Source organism: Dysgonomonas sp. GY617, assembly GCF_015233815.1.
In the GTDB taxonomy this organism is placed as follows: domain Bacteria; phylum Bacteroidota; class Bacteroidia; order Bacteroidales; family Dysgonomonadaceae; genus Dysgonomonas_A.
The window spans coordinates 12,885-33,934 of the sequence record NZ_JADCLR010000001.1; the positions used below are offsets into that span (position 1 = coordinate 12,885).

Annotated in this window: 12 protein-coding genes and 1 pseudogene; 7 read left to right on the forward strand and 6 right to left on the reverse strand. The window is 36.3% G+C overall.

The window, feature by feature from the left end; all coding sequences use genetic code 11:
* The first annotated feature begins 48 nt into the window (after positions 1 to 48).
* The 7 genes from IR022_RS00045 (at position 49) to IR022_RS00075 (ending at position 12,044) form a co-directional block, all read left to right on the forward strand.
* Positions 49 to 1,611: a RagB/SusD family nutrient uptake outer membrane protein gene (locus IR022_RS00045; protein ID WP_194202141.1), complete on the forward strand. Its 1,563-nt coding sequence runs from the start codon at positions 49 to 51 to the stop codon at positions 1,609 to 1,611.
* Positions 1,612 to 1,713: 102 nt separating this feature from the next.
* On the forward strand, positions 1,714 to 4,524 hold the full coding sequence (locus IR022_RS00050) for a family 43 glycosylhydrolase (protein ID WP_194202142.1): 2,811 nt from the start codon (positions 1,714 to 1,716) through the stop codon (positions 4,522 to 4,524).
* A gap of 73 nt (positions 4,525 to 4,597) precedes the next feature.
* Positions 4,598 to 5,548, forward strand: a complete 951-nt coding sequence (locus IR022_RS00055; RefSeq protein WP_194202143.1) for a glycoside hydrolase family 43 protein — start codon at positions 4,598 to 4,600, stop codon at positions 5,546 to 5,548.
* Between the two features lie 62 nt (positions 5,549 to 5,610).
* The gene (locus IR022_RS00060; RefSeq protein WP_194202144.1) at positions 5,611 to 9,612 is read left to right on the forward strand and encodes a two-component regulator propeller domain-containing protein; all 4,002 of its coding nucleotides are present in this window, start codon (positions 5,611 to 5,613) and stop codon (positions 9,610 to 9,612) included.
* Positions 9,613 to 9,775: 163 nt separating this feature from the next.
* On the forward strand, positions 9,776 to 10,159 hold the full coding sequence (locus IR022_RS00065) for a LytTR family transcriptional regulator DNA-binding domain-containing protein (RefSeq protein WP_050711412.1): 384 nt from the start codon (positions 9,776 to 9,778) through the stop codon (positions 10,157 to 10,159).
* A complete protein-coding gene (locus IR022_RS00070; RefSeq protein ID WP_194202145.1) occupies positions 10,156 to 11,022 on the forward strand; it encodes a phosphodiester glycosidase family protein in 867 nt (288 codons plus the stop codon). Before IR022_RS00065 ends, IR022_RS00070 begins: the two co-directional genes overlap by 4 nt.
* A gap of 173 nt (positions 11,023 to 11,195) precedes the next feature.
* The gene (locus tag IR022_RS00075) at positions 11,196 to 12,044 is read left to right on the forward strand and encodes a polysaccharide deacetylase family protein (protein WP_194202146.1); all 849 of its coding nucleotides are present in this window, start codon (positions 11,196 to 11,198) and stop codon (positions 12,042 to 12,044) included.
* A 29-nt stretch (positions 12,045 to 12,073) separates the two neighbouring features.
* Here the strand turns inward: IR022_RS00075 and IR022_RS00080 are convergent, their stop codons facing one another.
* From IR022_RS00080 to IR022_RS00105, 6 genes and pseudogenes are all read right to left on the reverse strand, one after another.
* Positions 12,074 to 13,273 carry a BamA/TamA family outer membrane protein gene (locus IR022_RS00080; RefSeq protein WP_194202147.1) on the reverse strand — a complete coding sequence of 400 codons (1,200 nt, stop codon included), beginning with the start codon at positions 13,271 to 13,273 and terminating at the stop codon, positions 12,074 to 12,076.
* 78 nt (positions 13,274 to 13,351) lie between these two features.
* Positions 13,352 to 15,193 (reverse strand): fimbrillin family protein, encoded by a 1,842-nt coding sequence (locus tag IR022_RS00085; RefSeq protein ID WP_194202148.1) that lies wholly within the window; start codon positions 15,191 to 15,193, stop codon positions 13,352 to 13,354.
* An 85-nt stretch (positions 15,194 to 15,278) separates the two neighbouring features.
* On the reverse strand, positions 15,279 to 17,222 hold the full coding sequence (locus IR022_RS00090) for a fimbrillin family protein (RefSeq protein ID WP_194202149.1): 1,944 nt from the start codon (positions 17,220 to 17,222) through the stop codon (positions 15,279 to 15,281).
* A gap of 10 nt (positions 17,223 to 17,232) precedes the next feature.
* Positions 17,233 to 18,177, reverse strand: coding sequence for a fimbrillin family protein (locus IR022_RS00095; RefSeq protein ID WP_194202150.1), 945 nt, complete (start codon positions 18,175 to 18,177; stop codon positions 17,233 to 17,235).
* A gap of 266 nt (positions 18,178 to 18,443) precedes the next feature.
* Positions 18,444 to 20,617 (reverse strand): annotated as a pseudogene (feoB, locus tag IR022_RS00100) (ferrous iron transport protein B).
* A complete protein-coding gene (locus tag IR022_RS00105; protein WP_050711405.1) occupies positions 20,601 to 20,879 on the reverse strand; it encodes a ferrous iron transport protein A in 279 nt (92 codons plus the stop codon). The pseudogene feoB and the gene IR022_RS00105 overlap by 17 nt, the downstream one beginning before the upstream one ends.
* Between the last annotated feature and the right edge of the window lie 171 nt (positions 20,880 to 21,050).

Consider the following 21,050-nt stretch of genomic DNA (forward strand, 5'->3'; position numbering starts at 1 on the left):
TACATCAAAACAATAAATAGGTCTAAGACCTTATAAATTAATAATAAGATGAAAAAAATATATATTCTACTAATCGGAGCCATGCTGGGGTTTACCGCATGCGACTCAAGCCTTTTAGATATAGATAACCCCAACCAAGGTACTACGGTAACCTTTTGGAAGACTGCTTCCGATGCAGAAGCAGGAATAAATGCTTGTTACAGTGCTTTCTATAAAGAGGGTACGTGGATGCGTTGGCTTTCATTCAGATACGATCTTACTTCGGATGAGGGGCTGAGTTCTTCTCCTTGGATAGAGCTTGCCGATTGGACTCGATTCTCATATACCAACTATAATTTTTATGATGGGAATAATATGCATTGGGAACATTTCTATATGGCTATTTTTCGTTGCAACCAAGTATTGAAATATGTACCTAATATTGACATGGATGCTGATAAAAAAGCTCAGATATTAGGGCAGGCACATTTCTTGAGAGCATTGTGGTATTTTCAGGTAAATCTTCTGTGGGAAAAAGGACCTCTTATTCTTGAACCTACGGATGCAAATTATGTACCTGTAGAATCGAGCGGCGAACAAATTTGGGCTCAAATAGAAACTGATTTAAAAGCTGCAATAACTGAAAATCCTTTACCCGAAAAATGGGGTGATGCCGATGCTGGTAGAGCTACAATGGGTGCGGCAAAGGCTTTACTAGGCAAGGCTTATTTACAACAAAAAAAGTATGATCAGGCAAAGACCGAGTTTGAATGGTTGGTAAATAAAGAAGGCTCTCTATATGGTTTGATAGATAATTGGGTAAATAACTTTACTCACTTGGATGAAAATAATAAAGAAGGCATTTTCGAGATTCAGTTTGATGATACCAATAAAGGTGGCACCGGCAATAATGCAAGTATGGCAACCGGCTTTCAACGTACCCAATTTTATGCTCCTGAGGGTATTGGCTGGGCTGATGGAAAAGCCAGAAGATGGCTGGTTGATGAGTTCCTGAAAGAAAAAAGAACAGATGGAGCCAACGACCTTCGTTTATATAATAGTGTTCTCTATCGTGATTTTATAAAAGATTTCCCGAACGGTAATCCAATGTATTATTCGGTAAATGCAACTACCCAGTGGGACGAAAAAGGATGGGGATCTTCGTGCTATATCCGCAAATATAATACTGCTTATTTCCGTACCATAGAAGATTACTTTGCACCAAATAACTATCGGATCATGCGTTATGCTGATATTCTTCTTAATTATGCCGAATGTATTGTAGAAACAGGCGGAAGCACAACTCAGGCAGCTGTTTATGTAGACAAAGTAAGAAACAGAGTTGGATTAGCTAAACTAGCCAACAGTATATATGCTAGTTCGCTTAATTCGAAAGAAAGCTTTATGAAACGTCTGCAAATGGAAAGGTCTCTTGAACTTTGTTTCGAAGGATGGAGATGGGCCGATCTTAAGCGTTGGGGGCTATTGGATAATCAGGTAGGATTAGCAGAACTGAAGAGCCGAGACGAAGATTTCAATAATTTTATAATAGGTAAGCACAATAGATTGCCTATTCCTCAAATAGAAGTAGATAATAGTGAAGGTCAATTGACGCAGAACCCCAATTATTAAGTAATACAAAAAGGTCTAAGACCTTAATCCTTTTCAAAATAGATTCAATAAACCTGATAGCTATCTGTTATCAGGTTTATTGACCTTTAAAAAAGCAGAGTTATGAATAAATATGAAATATATATACGATACATACTATTAATTGCTCTCTTGTTTTTTGTTGAAATAAGTTCGCTTTTCTCACAGAATATTCAAAATCCGGTTTTACCACATGTTGCCGATGCAGGTGTTATAAAGTACAATGGCAAATATTATATAGGCGGTGTGTTTACCGATGGTAGTTACTATGTATCCAACGATTTGGCGACGTGGACAGGACCTGTTCATGTGTTGGATATGAATAATGAATGGACAGCAGGAACGGGAGCAGGAAACGATCAGATTCACGCCAATGATATGATTTATTTAAACGGAAAATTTCATCTGTATTGGTCGGTCAATTATTGGGGAAAAGATAAGCATATAGTACACATTGCACATGCCGATGCTGATAATATTCTCGGACCTTATACCGAACCCGTAAAAAGTACTTGGATGGACAATAGAATAGATCCGAAAGTATTTAAAGACGATGATGGTAAACTCTATATGTATATGGTTCGGTTTACGGATGGCAATACAATTTGGGTTCGCCCGATGAAAGATCCATACACATTTAGTGGTCATCCGCTTTACCAGTTTGCATCCCTGCCTCAGACATGGGAAACGATGGATAATCGTGTAGCCGAAGGTCCTTGGGTGATGAAATACAGGAATCGCTATTATATGATGTATAATGCCAATCATACAGCTACCGAATGGGGCAATTATCAATTGGGGGTGGCAGAAGCCGATTCGCCGACTACATTTAATCACGGAACAAAATATTCGTATCCTTTACTACTGTCTAATCAGACAAATGTGGAGGAAGAGTATGTAGACTTGTTGCAATTTGGTAAAACTTATAACCCTCTTTTTACGTATACAATCAACGCACCTCAACAAGATTGGAAAACTGTTTCTTTTGATGATTCTTCATGGCAAAGAGGAAAAGGTGGTTTTGCTTCTGAGAATATAAAAGGATCAACAGTCCGTAAACAAGGAACAAAATGGAATGATAAAGAAATTTATCTGAGAAAAATATTTACAGTCAACAAATCGGATATAGGAAATCTAGCATTGCGTGTAACTCACGATGGAGATATAAAAGTATATCTGAATGGTAATCTTATATATGATAAGTCGGGCTCCGATTATCGTATAATTAATTTGACAGAGAAAGAAAAAGCAGCCTTACTAAACGGAGAGAACTGTTTAGCGATTGAAAGTAAAGCAGGAAAACATAGTTATATAAATGTTTCGCTCTTTGATATGCAGAACGATAAAGCAGACGATATTCTTTTCTCACCCGGGCAACCTAATATATTACGAGGGCCCAATGGTTTTGAATGGTGGTTGATTTATATGGCAAATAAGAATAAAGAGCTTCGTAGTCAATACGTCAATCGAATACATTTTTTTGATAAGACTATGCATTCTGATGGTATAACCAGTGCAAATACCAAAGGCTATTTCCCTGAACCGACTAAACCTACTTATGGCGATACTTTTGATGATAGCAAACTATCTAAAAATAAATGGGTGTTTTCTGCTAAAGAATGGGTTGTAGCAAATGGAGAATTCATATCTAATAGCCAAGCATCCCAAACAGCAATATTAGAAAAGAGTTTCGAGTCCACGGATTATTATTTCGAAGCAGGTATAAATACAACTGATAAAGCGGGCGTAATTGCATGGTATAAAGATCAGAATAATTGGCTGAAAATAGGACTCGATTCGTCTAACAAGAGTTGGTATTACCAAACGAATACAGGAGGATCGATAGATACAAAATCGTATTCATTATCAACCGATTTTAAGTTTGGTGTATATCATACAATAACAGTACAACGAAATAGTGGAGTGTTCTCAATAAGCATTGATGAAATTCCTGCACCTGAGTTATCTATTCTTAGAACTACTATATCAGAAAAAGGAGTTCCTGGTTTGTTTTCGGAAGAAGGAAAAACGTCTTTCGATGGGTTAATCTATACAATTGGTTGGGACGAATCTGATGCAAATATCTATGGTTGGGGAAATTCTCAATCAGGAGAGCAGACAATAGGTAAATACAATGTTGCAGAAAAAGGATTGGAAGTGTTGAACGATAATTTTCAAGTTTTTAAAGGAGACTTTCTTTCTCAATATGAGTTTTCTACACAAATAACAAATTCTTCAGGTTCTGGAACTGTGGGTGTATATGCCATCTTTATTGATAAGGATAATTACGTGAAAGTAGTGTTCGATTATGAGCGTAAAAAGTTAGTTGAAGTTATTATGACAAAAGGTAAACTAATAGCAGAAAACGATTACCCTCTTTATAAATGGCAAACCCATTATGCCGACATAAAATATACTGATTTCATAGAGAAAGGATATTCATTTGCTACACCTACCTGGATAGATGCAATTAGGTTAAGCAGGCAAGCTTTTAATAATGACGATCTTTTTGTCGATAACATGTTTGATAAAGTTTCAGCCGAATATTCAGTAAACGGAGAGTGGCATTCATTCCCTAATACGAAAAATGGAGTAGCCGAGCACCCTGCATATAACGAGATGACTTTCGATAAGGTAAAAGCTGAGGCTTTGCGTTTTATCAATAAGGAGGCAACAGATGAAAACCCTTATTTGTATAAGATACGGGTAAAGGAATTGCTTAAAGATTCATACAATCTGAGGTGTGTAAAGTTAAAAGACTCATTACTCATTTATGTGGATGGAAAAGAAATCTGTCGTTTAAAAACTTCTGCAACTCCTGCTCAGGTAGGTTTGTTTTCAGAAGGAGGTCTTCCCATATATAATGGAATTATGAGATATCATATTCCTGAATAATAAAACTATAATTAAGAGAGGTTGCCTATGAAAATACAGCCTCTCTTCTATTTCATCCTAAAAATATACTCAAATGAAAAGATATAATCTTTTATTGCTTTGTATTATCTCTCTCGTTGTATCTGGCTGCCAAAATAATCAGCCCACTATAACCGAAGAGCCTAAAATATCACTGGTTCCTTTGGGTGATCCTTTTATAATGCTGTATGACAATACGTACTACGCATATGGAACTAATGCTGAGGAGGGTATTGAAGTTTATACTTCAAATGATCTGAATAAATGGAAAAAAGAAGCTAAATTAGCTCTACATAAAAACGACACTTGGGCAAGCCGTTGGTTTTGGGCTCCCGAAGTATATTATGTAAACGGGAAGTTCTATATGTACTTTTCGGGCGATGAGCATATTGGTGCCGCCGTCTCCGACTCTCCTCTAGGTCCTTTTAAGCAAGAGGATAAGAAACCGATGTTGGATAGTGAGAAAGCAATAGATAACTCTTTATTTATTGATGATGATGGCAAAGCCTATCTGTTTTTCGATCGTTTTAATGATGGTCTGAATATCTGGGTTGCAGAGTTAAATGACGATCTATTGTCCATTAAAGCAGAAACAATGCACCCTTGTATTCATGTTTCTCAAGCATGGGAAGAAGTTTGGCCAAGAGTAAACGAGGGACCGTTTGTAATCAAAAGAAATGGATTGTATTACATGACTTATTCGGCTAATAGCTACGAAAGTCCTTTCTATGGCATTGGTTATGCTACTACCGATAACATTATGGGCGAATGGACTAAATATTCGGAGAATCCAATCCTTCAAAAGCCCGGCAATTTAGTTGGAGTGGGGCATAGTGCAACATTTACCGATAAAGAAGGTAATTTGCGTATTGTATTTCACGCACATCACGATACAACCCATATTCACCCAAGGGCAATGTATATAAGTGATGTGTATTTTCAGAATGAGAATGGTATTGATAGAATGAGAATCAATTCTCAGTATAGTGTACCAACGCTAAAGTAAGTAACGAAAAGGTTTGATCCTAAAATCTTTAAACTAATCTCAGAATTTTTCGAATAGATAATATGAAAAAAACAGTTGCTATCCTTATCCTTATTTTGTTGGGAAGTTTTTATTCCAAAACTTATCCGTTCCAAAATAAGGATAACTACTATTTTAAAAGGCTAAATATTACACATGGCTTATCTCAAAATACGGTTAATACGATTATACAGGATCGTAATGGCTTTATGTGGTTTGGAACTAAAGATGGTCTCAACCGGTTCGACGGGCAATCTTTCCAGATATTTAAGTATACGCCACAAAAAGAACATAGTTTGGGGAATAGTTTTGTCACAACTTTGTTCGAAGATAATGAGGGTAATATATGGGTAGGTACAGATGCCGGAATCTATATTTACTATCCGGAAGAAGAAATTTTCAGACCTTTTACCTTGAAAGCAACCGATGGAAGTGTTGTCGAAAAAACAGTAACAATAATCACAGGAGACAAAGAAGGCAATATTTGGATTGTTGCAGAAATGCAAGGCTTGTATTGCTATAACTCGCAGACACAAAGCTTCACTAATTATCAATTGAAGAAGAGTAATATAAGAAGCTTTAATATTGATAAAACGGGAACAGTATGGGTATCTTTCTATGAAGGCGGTTTGTTCTTCTCTAAGGATAATTTGAAGACATTGAATCCTTTGAAAGCTGAGGATGGCAAGGAGCTTTTTAAAGATGAAGTTATATCTAAAACCTATCTTGGACCTTATAATTGCTTATATGTTGGTTCTGAAAAAAGTGGAATGAAAGAGGTCGATCTATCGACTCATAAAATAAGAAACTTATCTCTTTCCGATAAGTTGGGAGAGTTTGTATTTGTTAGGGATTTTATTCCCTATCAGGATAATGAACTGTGGATAGGAACTGAATCGGGAATCTATATTTACAATTTTAAGACAGATAAGAGTACTCATCTTCGTAGTTCGGCTTACGATCCTTATTCCTTATCAGACAATGCGGTGTACAGCCTTTTTGTAGATAGAGAAGATGGGTTGTGGATAGGAACCTATTTTGATGGTATTAACTATCTACCTAAACAGTACACCTATTTCAAGAAATACTATCCTACTGGTAGAAACACCGATCTGCAAGGACGCAGAGTTAGAGAAATATGTGAGAGTACCGATGGCTCTTTATGGATTGGAACAGAAGATAACGGATTGTATAATTTCAATACAAAAACAAATACTTTTGATTTTTTTGCTCCCAGTAAAGATTTTACCAATGTACATGGTTTATGTATGGACGGAGATAATCTATGGGTTGGTACTTTTTCGAAAGGAGTAAAAGTGATTGATTCGAAGAAGCAGATTATAAAATCATATATAAAAGGAGATCATAGTAATTCGTTGAATGATAACAGTGTATTTACAATATGCAAAACACGTACGGGTGATATATATTTAGGTACACTATTTGGTCTTTTGCGTTATAACAAAGCTACGAATGACTTTACAGAGATTCCTGAATTGAAAAATATCTTCGTTTATGATATAAAAGAAGATTCGAAAGGTAATCTATGGTTGGCTACTTATGTAAATGGAGCTTTCAGATACGACATAAATAAAGATAAGTGGACACACTACACACATAATGAGAAAGTAGAAAATAGTTTGCCTTATAATAAGGTGCTAAGTATTTTCGAAGATAGTAAAAAGCGAATATGGCTGACAACACAAGGACGAGGTTTTTGCCGATTTGATGCAGAGAAAGAAACATTTGTACAATACAATTCGTCTAATGGAATGCCTAACGATGTCGTTTTTCAGATAGTAGAAGATGATAATGGCTTCTTTTGGATAACTACAAATAATGGGCTTGTGAAATTTAATCCCGAAGATAAATCGATACGAGTTTTTACAGTAGCAAATGGGTTGTTAAGTAATCAGTTTAATTACAAATCGGGCTTTAAGTCAGACGATGGTACAATCTTATTCGGAAGTATTGATGGGCTTATATCTTTTAATCCGAACTCTTTCTCCGAGAATAAATATATTCCACCGGTTGTGATTACCGATTTTTTACTGTTCAATCAAAAGGTAGAAGTGGGAGGCTCTAATTCTCCACTGACAAAAAGTATAACATTTTCGGATTCAATAGAACTTAGCTCGAAGCAAAATTCTTTTTCTCTGCGTATTGCAGCCATGAGTTATCAAGCTCCCGAAATGAATAAGCTGATGTATAAACTCGAAGGTTTCGATAAAGATTGGCTTCCTGTAACAGAAAGTTCATTGATTACATATTCTAATATAGGGCATGGAGAGTATGTATTTAAAGTACGGGGATCAAATAGCGATGGTGTATGGAATGAGAAAGAAACTCAATTGTATATAAAGATACTGCCACCGTTTTATTTGTCAGTTTGGGCATATATGCTCTATTTTCTGATGATTGTAGGGTCTGTATTCTTATTCATCAGATACATCAAAATACGTAATGAGCGGAAGCAGCGTCGTTTGCTAAGCTTATTTAATCAAAAGAAGGAGCGGGAATTATATAATACTAAGATTGAGTTCTTCACGAATGTTGCTCACGAGATACGCACACCTTTGACCCTTATAAAAGGACCTCTTGACAATATAATAAAGAAAGGAAACGTAGATGATGAAACAAGTCTCGATCTGGATATAATGAGTAAAAATACATCGCGCTTGCTTAATCTGACAAACCAGCTTCTCGATTTTAGAAAGACAGAAATACAAGGCATTACCATGAATTTTATAGAGTGTAATGTCTCTGAAATCCTACGAGAGACATCAATACGTTTTATTCCCTTAGAAAAACAAAAAGAGCTTGATTTTAAGCTGAATATGCCTCAGCATGATTTTTTTGCTCATGTAGATAAAGAGGCATTTACCAAAATACTCAGCAATCTGTTTAACAATGCTATCAAGTATTCAGAAACTTATGTTCATGTTTCGTTAGTAATTGGTAATAGTGAAGATAATGTTTTTCATATCAGTATAGTAAACGATGGTCCTGTTATACCTAAAGAGATGAGGAATGAAATTTTCAAACCATTTGTAAGGTATAATATAGACGAATCGCAAAAAGCAACTGTGGGTACGGGAATCGGTTTAGCCTTGTCTCGCTCGCTTGCCGAGTTGCATCATGGTAATTTGTATATGGATGAAGAGTTAACTGTAAACAGCTTTTATCTTACGCTTCCTGTTTTTCAAGAGAATACTATTCAAATAGTAGGTAACTCAACTATTACACATCATTCGCCAATTAGTAGTATTCATAAGATTGATAAAGAAAAGAGCAATCAACCATCTATCTTACTTGTTGAGGATAATCAAGAGATGCTACTATTTGTCAGTAGAGTATTGTCCGATGATTATGACGTTCTTACTGCCGAAAATGGAGTTCAGGCATTAGAAATTCTCGATAACACCTCTGTCAATTTAATCATCAGTGATATTATGATGCCACAGATGGATGGTTTCGAATTATGTAAAGCCATAAAATCGGATTTAAATTATAGTCATGTGCCCATTATACTACTTACTGCCAAAACCAACTTGCAATCGAAAATAGAAGCAATGGATACGGGAGCAGATGCTTATATCGAAAAGCCATTTTCGAATGAATATCTTTTGGCTAGTGTTGCAAACTTATTGCAGAACAGAGAAAAGGTACGCGAAGCATTTACAAAATCGCCCTTTGTGGCTGCCGATACAATGGCAATCACAAAACCTGATGAGGAATTCCTAGCCAAATTGAACGAAATAATCCAATCGAATTTAAGTAATCCCAATTTTAGTATTGATGATATGGCAGATACTTTCTTTATGAGCCGATCGAGTTTCTATCGAAAAATTAAAGGAATTGTGGGAGTTAGCCCCAATGAATTTTTGCGTCTCGAACGTTTGAAAAAAGCTGCCCGATTACTCAAAGAAGATGTGGCACACGTGAATGAAGTATGTTATATGGTTGGGTTTAATTCTCCATCCTATTTCACAAAATGTTTTTATAAGCAGTTCGAAATTTTACCTAAAGATTATACTAAGAAGTAACGTAAATCTTGTATTGTATCAGAATTAATTTATTCTCAAATATCATTTCATCATCAATTCCGATCATTTCATACAACCAGTATGCTATTTTATGAAATGGGGATAAATAGGTATTATTATATGTTTGGAAAGACATATCTTTGTTCTTATTAAAAAATGAAGGATGTCAAAGTATTTAGTATTAACCAATAGCAATGAAGTCGTGAGGGTTACCCCCGAACGGATTGTGTACATACTGTCGGAGGGGAATTATTCTACTATGACTCTTGTAGATAAAGACGAGCATGTGTTTTCGTTCAATCTGGCTTCGTTCGAAAAAATAATAGAGCAGCAATTGGGTACTGATGCACAAACATTTATTCGTTTAGGAAAAAGCCTCATTATTAATGGTAAGTATATCTACTACGTAAATGTCTCAAAGCAACAGATTGTACTTTCGGATGGTAGTTTCTCTAATAAATTTACGCTTTCGGCTTCGAAAGAAGCATTGAAGGCTCTTAAGACAGTGTTGGAGGATAGTATAAAAAGTAGGAGGATTGGAATATGATGACAAAGAAGAATAAACAAGATAACGAAGTATATATTCTTGGCTCTGAAATTAAGGAAAAAAGAAAAGGGCTTACAACCAGAGTGAAGTGGCTTATTCTGACTATCTGTTCTTTAATAATCTTAGCAAGCCTTTTGTTCTTCTTCCTAACAAAGGAACAAGCTCCCGAATATTACTTTGAACCTGAAGAAACAACGTCAGAAAGTATATCTATAACAATTGATACTATTAGCAGTCCGAGTAAAGAAGGATATATTGAAGTTCTATCGGATACTATAAATGATGTACCTCTATTAATATATATACCTAATGGAGCTACAATGTCTCTATCGTTAGGGATGCCCGACAGATCGGATTCCTCTATTCTATATGCTGCAATGGCTGCCGATATACGTAAGGATAATCAGAAAATTGTAGGAGACTTTGTTCTTTCAGGAGAGCAACTATCAAAAGGAGTTGCTAAAAAAGGATTTTGTGCCATTCAAGATAAAACGGTTTCTATTGGGGTGGGAGAGTATACCCCTTTATTGGAGCAAGTGATTGCAAATAAAGGCTCTTTTTTCAGACAGTACCCTCTGGTGCAGAATGGAGAATTGGTTGAGAACAAGCCTAAAAATAAATCGATACGCCGTGCCCTTGCTGTTCGTAACGAGCAGGTAATGATGATAGAGAGCCGAAATAACGAATCGTTTCACGACTTCTCGCAGGCATTGATTGATATAGGTGTATCCGATGCCATATATCTGGTGGGAGGGAATGCCTTTGGATGGTATTACAACAAAGAAGGAGTTTTGCAAGAGTTTGGAGAAGAGTTATCGGATGTTCCCGAGAATATCTCATACATAACTTGGCATAGTAAATAAAATAATCCATTAAATATTAGCTGATTAAGGTTGAAGTAGTTTCTTCGACTAGAGAATCATATGTCTTTTTTGACAAGCGTAAGTCTTGCCTCCTGGAGATTTTATACCTAATAGAAACACTCTAACTAACACTTATATACTAACATACTAACTAACATTAACTCTAAAAGGTCATGAAAAAGAAAAAAACACCCCTCCTCTTTACGCTCTTATTACTGATGAATATAAGTTGTTCCGAGTTTGATAATAGTCAAGATATAGGAATTGATGCTGTTTCGGTTGCTGATTCTATTTCTTATCCTGATCTAGTTTCGGATTCAATAATTGAAACTACTGCAACTATTGAAAAGAGCGACTCGTTGAGTACCCGAAAATATATTTACCTCACAATTGACGATGCTCCTCTTAACGGAAGTATGTATATTGATAGTATTATATCAAGTGAAAAGATAAAGACTAGCCTGTTTGTTGTAGGCAATGCCATAGATGGAAGCAGTAGATTTTCGAGATATTATAAGATGCTTCAACAGAATCCCAATATTGAGATTTACAACCACAGTTATTCGCATGCTAATAATAGATATGTTGATTTTTATAAGAACCCCGAATTGGTTTTAGAGGACTTTGATAAAAATCAGTCAGACTTTGATATCACTCATAAGATTACACGCCTACCCGGACGTAATTTGTGGCAGATAGGGGAAAGAAAAAAGAACTATAATCAAACAGGAGCTACCTCTGCCGATTTATTGGTAAAGAATGGTTATAAAGTATTTGGTTGGGATGTAGAGTGGAATTACGATGCAAAAGATTATATGCCTAAACAAACCATTGACGAATTGGTTGAAGAGATTGAAGCCTCTTATAACTCTTCCAGAACGTTTACAGCGAACCATGTTGTACTGTTAATGCACGACCAAATGTTTGCAAAGGTAGGTGAGAAAAACGATCTTAGAGAATTGATTACTAAATTAAAAGATAACAATTATTGCTTCGAATATCTAAGTGCATATCCCGAATGATGGTTTCTTGATGGCAACAGAAAGCTTTTTTAGAATACCTCATTTAGTGATATAAAGAACCCTTGTGAGCCGTTGGTTGCCCATCCGTAATCGAGATTGACATTAGAACGGCTCTTCTTGTTAATCATAACGCGCAAGCCTAAACCGTAAGCTAGGTTTACATTCTGAAAAAGGTCTATATTCTCTGTACGGCTACTCGCTGTGGTGGTATTGGCAAAAATTACACCACCCAAGAGGTCGCTATTTGCTTGTAAGGGAAAACGGTATTCAACCTCAGTATATATCAAATCTTCACCTCTGAAACGTCCCGAAGTATAAGCTCTTCCCGATCTGCTGAACATATCCCAGCCAATGGCGGGCAGATTCATATAGGGTAAGTTGCCACTTGTAACAAACCATCCGTATGTCCATATACCAATGAGGTGGCGAGGGCGTTCTTTCGATAAATTAAAGTAGTCGCGATATTCCAGCCAAAGTGTACTCGAATTTTGTGTACTTCCAATCAATTTAGGGTTCAACCTCCAACTGGCAAAGGCATAGCGTCCCGAATAAGGGTTCGCCACATTGTCTCTGCTGTCGTACATCAAATTGAGAGATACACCCGATACCGTATTGCCTTTTGTGCTGAAACCTTTAAGTTTGTTGTAGCGGTAATGTTGGGTTACTTGTTGAGGAACAGTATCCAGATCGAGTAAATTGTCGTCTATATTGTATATTACATCCAGATGGTATCCTAAACCATAAAAGAAGCGAGTGTCTTCATGCTTCCTCAGAGTTGTCATATAAGCTCTTATGAGATCATATTCCATCATCTGATGTTTTTTTAGATAATGTCTTTCCGAATATCCGTAATTGTTATTTACCAAAGGATGTATAGAGCCGCTTCCTGTACCTAGTCCATAGGTAGGTTGCGAAGTTATCTGATACCTGAGGTCTGCCATGATATTCCATTTGTCACCTTCCAAAAAAGTATTTCCTCTGGTACTGAATAAAAATTGCTGATTAGTAGTATAGACCAATGATGCCACAACAGACGACATGCTGGTGTTTTGCTGATCGCCCATGTACCATGTAAATCCGGGAGATACGCCGAATGCAAAACCTACGGTTGGATTGGTTGCAAGAACGGGAAATGGGATGATATTTACTTTTTTCTCTTGAGCCTTTATCGTGAATGCAGCCAAGATAAATACTATTGTCAGTTGAATCGTTATAAACGTTCTCTTCATTAGGTTCATTAGATAAGATACTATCTAATGAACCGTATTCTTGAGAAATAGTTCATCATAATGGATAAAACTCTTTGCTTAGTTTCTGATAAGTCTTACCGAATTACTTATGGTTCTAAGAGAATTTAATTGGAAATTTAGATTCACATTATTTTTGTATATAAAATATCGGTTGGCATACGATACATCCGAATAAAGTGTTGTTGTCCAATAATAACCATATATATCTTTTTGAGAGAATTTAAAATCTTGCGTTCTTACTCCGCCTAACTGCCCCGAAAACCCCGTAATATTATCAGTAGAGCTGTCGCCTTGCATTGATAATTTATTTGCAACAGAAGTTGTACCCAAATAAGTAACTAGAGTATTTATTTCTTCAGTTGAAGGTACATGCCAACCCTCGGGAGCTATTCCCTGCGAATCCATTATGGCATTCCAATCATACATTGCTCCATATTGAATTTTATAAGCTCTATCATCGTTGTAATAAGCATAATTGATAGGATTTCCGTTTCTGTAATGCTCAACACGTAAATTTTCGGTCATCCAATATTGAGTTCCTATTTTTACAAGTTTATAATTGTTACCATCAATATCTTTTTGTAATTCGGGTTCAGCTTTTAAACCATATACAATATTGTCAGTAACTCCTATTATCCCTTTGTTGCTTATTTCAACTTTTGAGAAAAGAGCTTGTTTCCCCTCAGTATATGTAGCTATTGCCTTGTCACTCCAAGAGACCTTGCCACCATGTACCGATGTTTGGAGAGGATCAAAGCTGTTGGTTGCAGCATTCATCTTCCGAATCATAACTTGAGCCACAAAGCCATTTGTCAGATCAGGTTTACCTTTCACCATAGGATATACAACAATTGCCTGAGCATCTATCGACCCCGATTTAAAAAGGTATTCTTTGCAGACTTGGGCTACTTGTACATTGTTGTCGAATACTTTCTGTACAAGAGATGTTGTCCAATCGATGTCATTTAAGTTTAGAACCTTCGTACTTAATTCTTCCATGTCATCCTTTATCGGATCATCTAAAATCCAGTCTGCAATGGCACCTGTTGTTACCGTTATTTTCATCGGGCTAAGTGTAATATCAAATGTATATTCTTTTCCCGATTCGAAAGTAATAGATTCCTCTAACTTATAATTATATCGTGCCCCATCCTCTACGAATACTATAGCAAAAATGCCCGTTTTAGCACTAAGAGTTTGAGGTACTATAATGCCTGTCAGACTAATTTCATATCCCGATTCTGTAACAGTAGATTGTCCGGGAGAAATATTTGCTATTAGTGATGTTTCAGAAGGAATTACATTTCCATTTGATAAATCGATAGAGCCTTCCACTTTTGTATTTGTAATTCTTACAAAGGAATTTGGCAATCGGTCTGCCAGAAATCCATTTTCAGATTTTATATTTAGTTTTATCTTACTCATTCTATGAGTAAAAGTAAGGTGAACATCCTCTTTTGTTGGTGATAAGTCTGAGGTTTTAGCCCATAGAAAATCGCTAGCCCGATATCTTTCCTCTATTTTTTGATTGCCTTGTACCATAAACGTATAGTTCTTAGGATTAGGCAATGCTTCGCTGTAAGGGGCATATGCATAGATATCTACTTTAGGTCTGTTTGGCCAAGACATCTTATTGCCGGCATCCATCAACCACTCAGTTCCGTTGAATGTATGTCTTTTATTGGATGCAAAGTTTGATACACCAATTTGTCCCGGAGTTATATTGTCTTCATTATATTCTACAACATAAACACCTATATGATCGTCTTTTTCAAAATTATTATCAGTTATACGTGTTTGTCTAAGACCTATGTGCGAAGCTAGTTGCAGATACTCACCACTGCTTTCATTCTCGAAATCGTCCTCATGCGAGCAGCCTGCGAAAAGAAGCCCCATCATTGTAGTAACAATTATGAAAAAAGAGGTATATATATTGCTTGTAAAACTAATTTTTCTTACATGTCGAATCATGAAATATATTTGTTTAGTTGTTTTTTATAAGACGTACGTAAAATGCCGAAACTTTAGGAAAACTAGGGAAATCAACCGTTCCCGAATTATATATTCTCATCGCATAAGCACTGGTACTTGTTGTTGAGATGGGCGTTGATGTCCATACATAGGCAACAAGTGCAATCCCCGAAAAAGATTCAAATGTGTTTACTATTTGCATTAAGCCTCCGGGTAGCATACCATACCCTGTATTGTTTGTAGACATGATAGACCAACTGCCTACATGTTTTAAATTGGTTGCAGCGCTCCCTCCAAACTTATTTAAAGTTTCGAGTTCGGCTTTTGTTGGCAGATGCCAGCCCTCAGGTGCAATTTCATTTGCATCTGCAACTGCATTCCAATTATACATTGTCCCATATACATCTTTATAAATAGGGTTATTGCTGTAGTAGTAATGAGGTATATTTACCCCGTTTCTATATCTTTCAACTTTTAGGTTGTCTAATGTCCAATACTGTGTTCCCGTTTTTACTACTCTGTACGTATTGTTGTCAATGTCAGTAACGAGATCGGGAGAGATTGTCAATCGGCAGATATAATTATCGGCAGTAGCTCTTAATACGCTACCCGAAGTAAGTTCGACCTTATTGATCAAGGGTAAATTCCCTGCTGTATAACTTGCAACTGCATTGGTACTGGTATTCCAGCTTACGGCTCCGCCATGCACATTTGTTTGAAGCGGGTCATATTCGTAAGTAGTATTATTTATTGTACTACTCATAACCTGAGCTACAAAACCTCTGTTTAAAAGAGGATTTTCATTGGCATCTACCGGATATATTACTATTGCCTGATTATCTATTGTTTGAGGGGTTGCTGTTTTTAACGACAAATACTCTTTAACCACTATCGCTACTTTGTATCCATTGGCATCATATACATTATGTACCAGCGATTTATTCCAATCTATTTTACTAAGATCCATAGCTTTTCCTATTGACTGATCTATATTCCCTTCAACTACTGGTGCAGGCTGCCAATCTTTAATCTCGCCTACTGTAACCGTCATACCGGTTTGTGTAATCGTTAGATTAATAGTACGCTCTTTGCCGCTTTCGAAAGTTAATGCTGCATCCATATCGTACACATAGCCTATTCTGTTGGTGTCAAAATTCATATCTACCAATCTAGAACCTATTGACAGTGTTTGGGGTATAATAATACCTTCTACACTAATGTCATATCCTGTTACGGGAGTAGCATATCTAAGAGGAAGTATGTCTACTAAACTTCCTTCTTGAGGTGTTACTTGCCCGTTTTGGAGGTTTACGATACCCATTCCCTTCGTATTTCTGATTTTTACGATAGCATTCTTTATCTCGTCAGCAGATAAGTCTATTTCAGATTTGATATTTACCTTCACTTTGCTCAATCGATGCGAAAACGATAAGTCTATGGCACTTGTTGTCGGTGCTGTTGAAACCGATTTAGCCCATAAAAAATCGCTTGCATTGTATCCCAATTTGGTTTGCTGATCGGTTTTTACAGTAAACGAATATGCTGTCGGATTACTTCCCGAGAGGCTCGAATCGTATGGGGAATAGGCATATATATCAATTTTAGAACTAGCATCGGGCCATGATATCTTCGACCCATTATCTAAAGTCCATGCCTTTCCGTTGAATACATGCTTAAGATTTGATGCGTAATTGTTTGTACCTATACTACCGGCAGTATTATTGCTATTTGTAAATGGTACAATGTATAAGCCTATCTGATCATTTGTTTCAAAGTTGCTTCCAGCTATTTTGGTTCTAGTTTCCAAAATAGACGGAGCTATTCTAATTAAATTATCCTGCTCGATAAAATCTTCGTTATCATGGCTGCATGCTCCTAAGAAGAAAACTCCCATTAGAGTGAGTAGCATTGATAATGAAAAAGATATATGCTGTTTAATTTTATTTTTTATAATCATACATGTTTATTTAGAATGATGCAATACTTATATTTTCTAGAGAAACAGTTGCTGATGAACGTCCCAATGTATTTATCGTCATATTGAAGGTATATACCTTTTGAGGTGAAAATTCTATATCTTGTTGTGTGACAAACATAAGATCTGTATAGTTATACCTTATAGCAAACAGAGGTGTACCCGCTTTTATAATCTGAGGTACTACAATCGCTTCGTATGCTAGCTTGTAACCTGTTGGTATATCAGTTCTGTTATTGGGTACTATAATCTGATTACTCCCTGTTGAGGTTGCTTTTCCTATACTCATATCAATAAGTGCCGAGGCTTTGATGTTATGTATCTCAAACGAAGCATTATTCTCATTTATAGAAGAATCACTGTATTTCAGATTGATAATACATTTACTCAAAATATGCTCGAATGTTATATTGGCAGTATTATTATCTGGTGATAAACCCGATACTTTCCCCCACAAGAAGTCACTACTCGTGCCATTAGATACTGTTTGATCTAGCGATACTGTAAATAAATACTTGTTGAGGTCTTTTTTACCTGCAATACTTCCCATCTCATTATCGTATGGATAATAGGCATACATATCGGATATAGATTGAGCGTTATGGAAATAAAGCCCTCCCGCTATATCAGCATTCCACAAATTACCATCGTAGGTGTGAAGTACATTCATATACTCGTTAATATCACCGATATTACCGGGTTGCAATCCTTTGTAATCTACAAGATAGATGCCTATTTTATCTTTCTCGATAAATTCTTGCATAGAAGTCGATCTTGTATCTTGTTGAATAGATCGGATTTTAGCGTTTATAGCTATTTTGTTGTTTACTTCAGTTTCTATGTCAGACGAATTATCATCGCAAGAGTAAAATATCGGACTCAAAAGAATTCCAATAAACCAATACTGAAATGTTAATTTGAAAGTTTTATTTTTCATTTTACTTTGTTTTTGATAACCTTAAATCTTATCTATAAGTAAGCTCCTAAGGCGTGTTGTTATGTATAAATATCTAAAAAGTAGTGCATTCGTCAAAATAAGATATGATTATTTAATCATTTTGATAGGCGCATCTGATGGCATTAATCTTTTTTTTTATAAAAAAAGTATATTATCGTGTTGTTTGGACACTATTGCAAAAAAAGCAGTTGGTTTTTAGACCAACTGCAAGCATTTTATTTATAGGAGTAAGAAAAGTGTAGATGTTAAAATAATCGCCAGATTTGAGCTACCATAAAGCAGACAAAAATACCTAATAAAAGAGGCAATAGCGAAGCAACTACAGTCCATTTAATACTGCGTGTTTCTTTGTAGATAGTGTATATGGTAGTACTACATGGATTGTGTAGCAAGCTAAATAGCATTAAATTGATTCCGGTGAGTAATGTCCATCCCCCGGCATGCAGAATATTAGCTACCTCATTTTCTGAACCGTCGAAAAGTACACCTGCACCATTGCCAACCCCCATGCTGCTGAAAGTAAGCGTGGTAAGCATTAGTATAGTAGGTATAACAATTTCATTGGCAGGAATAGCCAGAATATATGCTAATAAGATAACTCCATTTAAGCCAAGTACGATTCCAAAAGGAGATAGCCCCTCTATTAACCATAAGGCAATGCTTTGATCTTGAATATTAATATTGCTGATCAACCATATAATTGCTCCTGCAGGTGCAGCAAATGCAACAGCACGTCCTAGAACTATCAATGTTCTGTCAATTAAAGACGTATATATTGTTTGCCATATTCTTGGCGGGCGATAGGGAGGTAACTCCAAGATGAAGAATGAAGCTTCGCCTTTTAGCATGGTTTTGGATAAAAACCAAGACACCAGAAATGTAAAACCAATACCTAATACGGCAATAGCTATAACCGATCCCGTAGATACCAATTGAGACAAGCCTGTTGGCACAACTGCTCCGATAAAGATGGTAGCTATCAGAATTTGAGTAGGCCACCGTCCATTACACAACGAAAAGTTATTGGTGATAATAGCAATAAGTCTTTCTCTAGGACTGTCTATAATACGTGTTGCAACTACTCCTGCTGCGTTGCAGCCAAAGCCCATACTCATAGTTAAGGCTTGCTTACCATGTGCCCCTGCTTTGCGAAATATATTGTCTAAGTTGAAAGCTATACGTGGTAAATATCCAAAATCTTCCATTAATGTAAATAACGGAAAGAATATTGCCATTGGTGGAAGCATTACAGCTACAACCCAAGCAGTAGAAAGATAAACCCCGTCGATAAGTAATCCACTAATCCATGAGGGAATACTAAGGCTTTCTACACCACTTTTCAAAAATGGATAAATTGTTTCCAGAAACAGTGACGATAATAGCTGAGACGGATAATTTGCACCTATTATAGTCAGCCAAAGTACTACGCCTAATAAAAGCAGCATAATAGGAAAACCCCATATTTTGCTGGTAACAATATTATCGATAGCTCTATCAACCCGAAATGTACGGTGTTGATCGTCAGATTTAACTGAGTTCTTTACAATTTTAGAAGCATCGGCATAAAAACTCTCGGTTAGATTATCGTGGTAGTTATCTCCCACATCTTTCCGTAAATCCTCTGCTAGTTCGAGTAACTTATCAAGTTCGTTTCTATCCTCTGTCATCAATGCAACCTCCCTTCTTTAAGAGCCTTTATTATACTCTCGTCACCCTCCAGCAAACGCATAGCAATCCATCGGCTGTTTGCTAATTGAGGGTATAACTTTAGCAATTCGTCATTTAATTTCTCAATTGCTTTATTGGTTGTTCTCGGTATATCTTCGAAGTGATACGGTTTTGTAACTATTTCACCTATTGCTAAATCGTGTACGGCATGCAAGAGATCAGTTATGCCTTCATTCGATCTTGCACTTGTTGTTACAACCGGAATACCTAAATCTCGGGCAAGAGTTCTGTCATCTATTTCTATATTATGTCTTTTAGCTTCATCCATTAAGTTGACGCACAAAACAACTTTGTTGGTAATTTCCAGAATCTGTAATGCCAGATTCAAGTTTCGTTCCAATCTGCTGGCATCTACTACTACGATAGTAACATCGGGTTTTCCGAAAAGAATAAAGTCACGAGCAACCTCTTCGTCCTCTGAGGTAGATAATAGAGAGTAAGTTCCCGGTAGATCAACCAATTTAAACTTCTTATCTAAAAAGGAAAAACTCCCTTGAGCTGTGGTAACTGTTTTACCCGGCCAATTTCCTGTATGTTGTCTAAGCCCCGTAAGGGTATTAAAGACAGTACTCTTTCCGGTATTAGGATTTCCGGCAAGAGCTATCGTATAGTCAAAAGAAGTAGTTTGCTCTCCCATCTTTTTCAGATCAGAGACAGTATTATATTTGCATGTACTACAAGCGTTTGTCATTGTCAGAAAGTTTTTTTATTAATATAAGCTTTGCTTGTTCGTTTCGTAAAGCAATCAGTGTATTGCGTAAACTATAAGCAACAGGATTACTCAATGGACTTATGTTCTGAACCGTAATTCGGGTGCCTCTCACAAATCCTAAATCAAGCAAGCGTCTTCTTATTTCGCCTTTGCAATTATCAGAAATACCGAGTATTTCGGCTTCTTCCCCGTAGGTGAGTTCCGATAATTTAGTTTCTATTTGCAGAGCTTCATTTTCCATCGTATCCGTTTTTTAGGTCGCAGACCTTTTATTACTTTTAGTAATTATGAAACAAAAAAATATTCTTCTTGTTCTCTTTCTATTGTAATTAGAATTGTAAAATTAGAAAGTTAGATTAATAAAACAAATTTATTTGATTCTTATTTTCATTATTCTTTTGTTTTTATATAT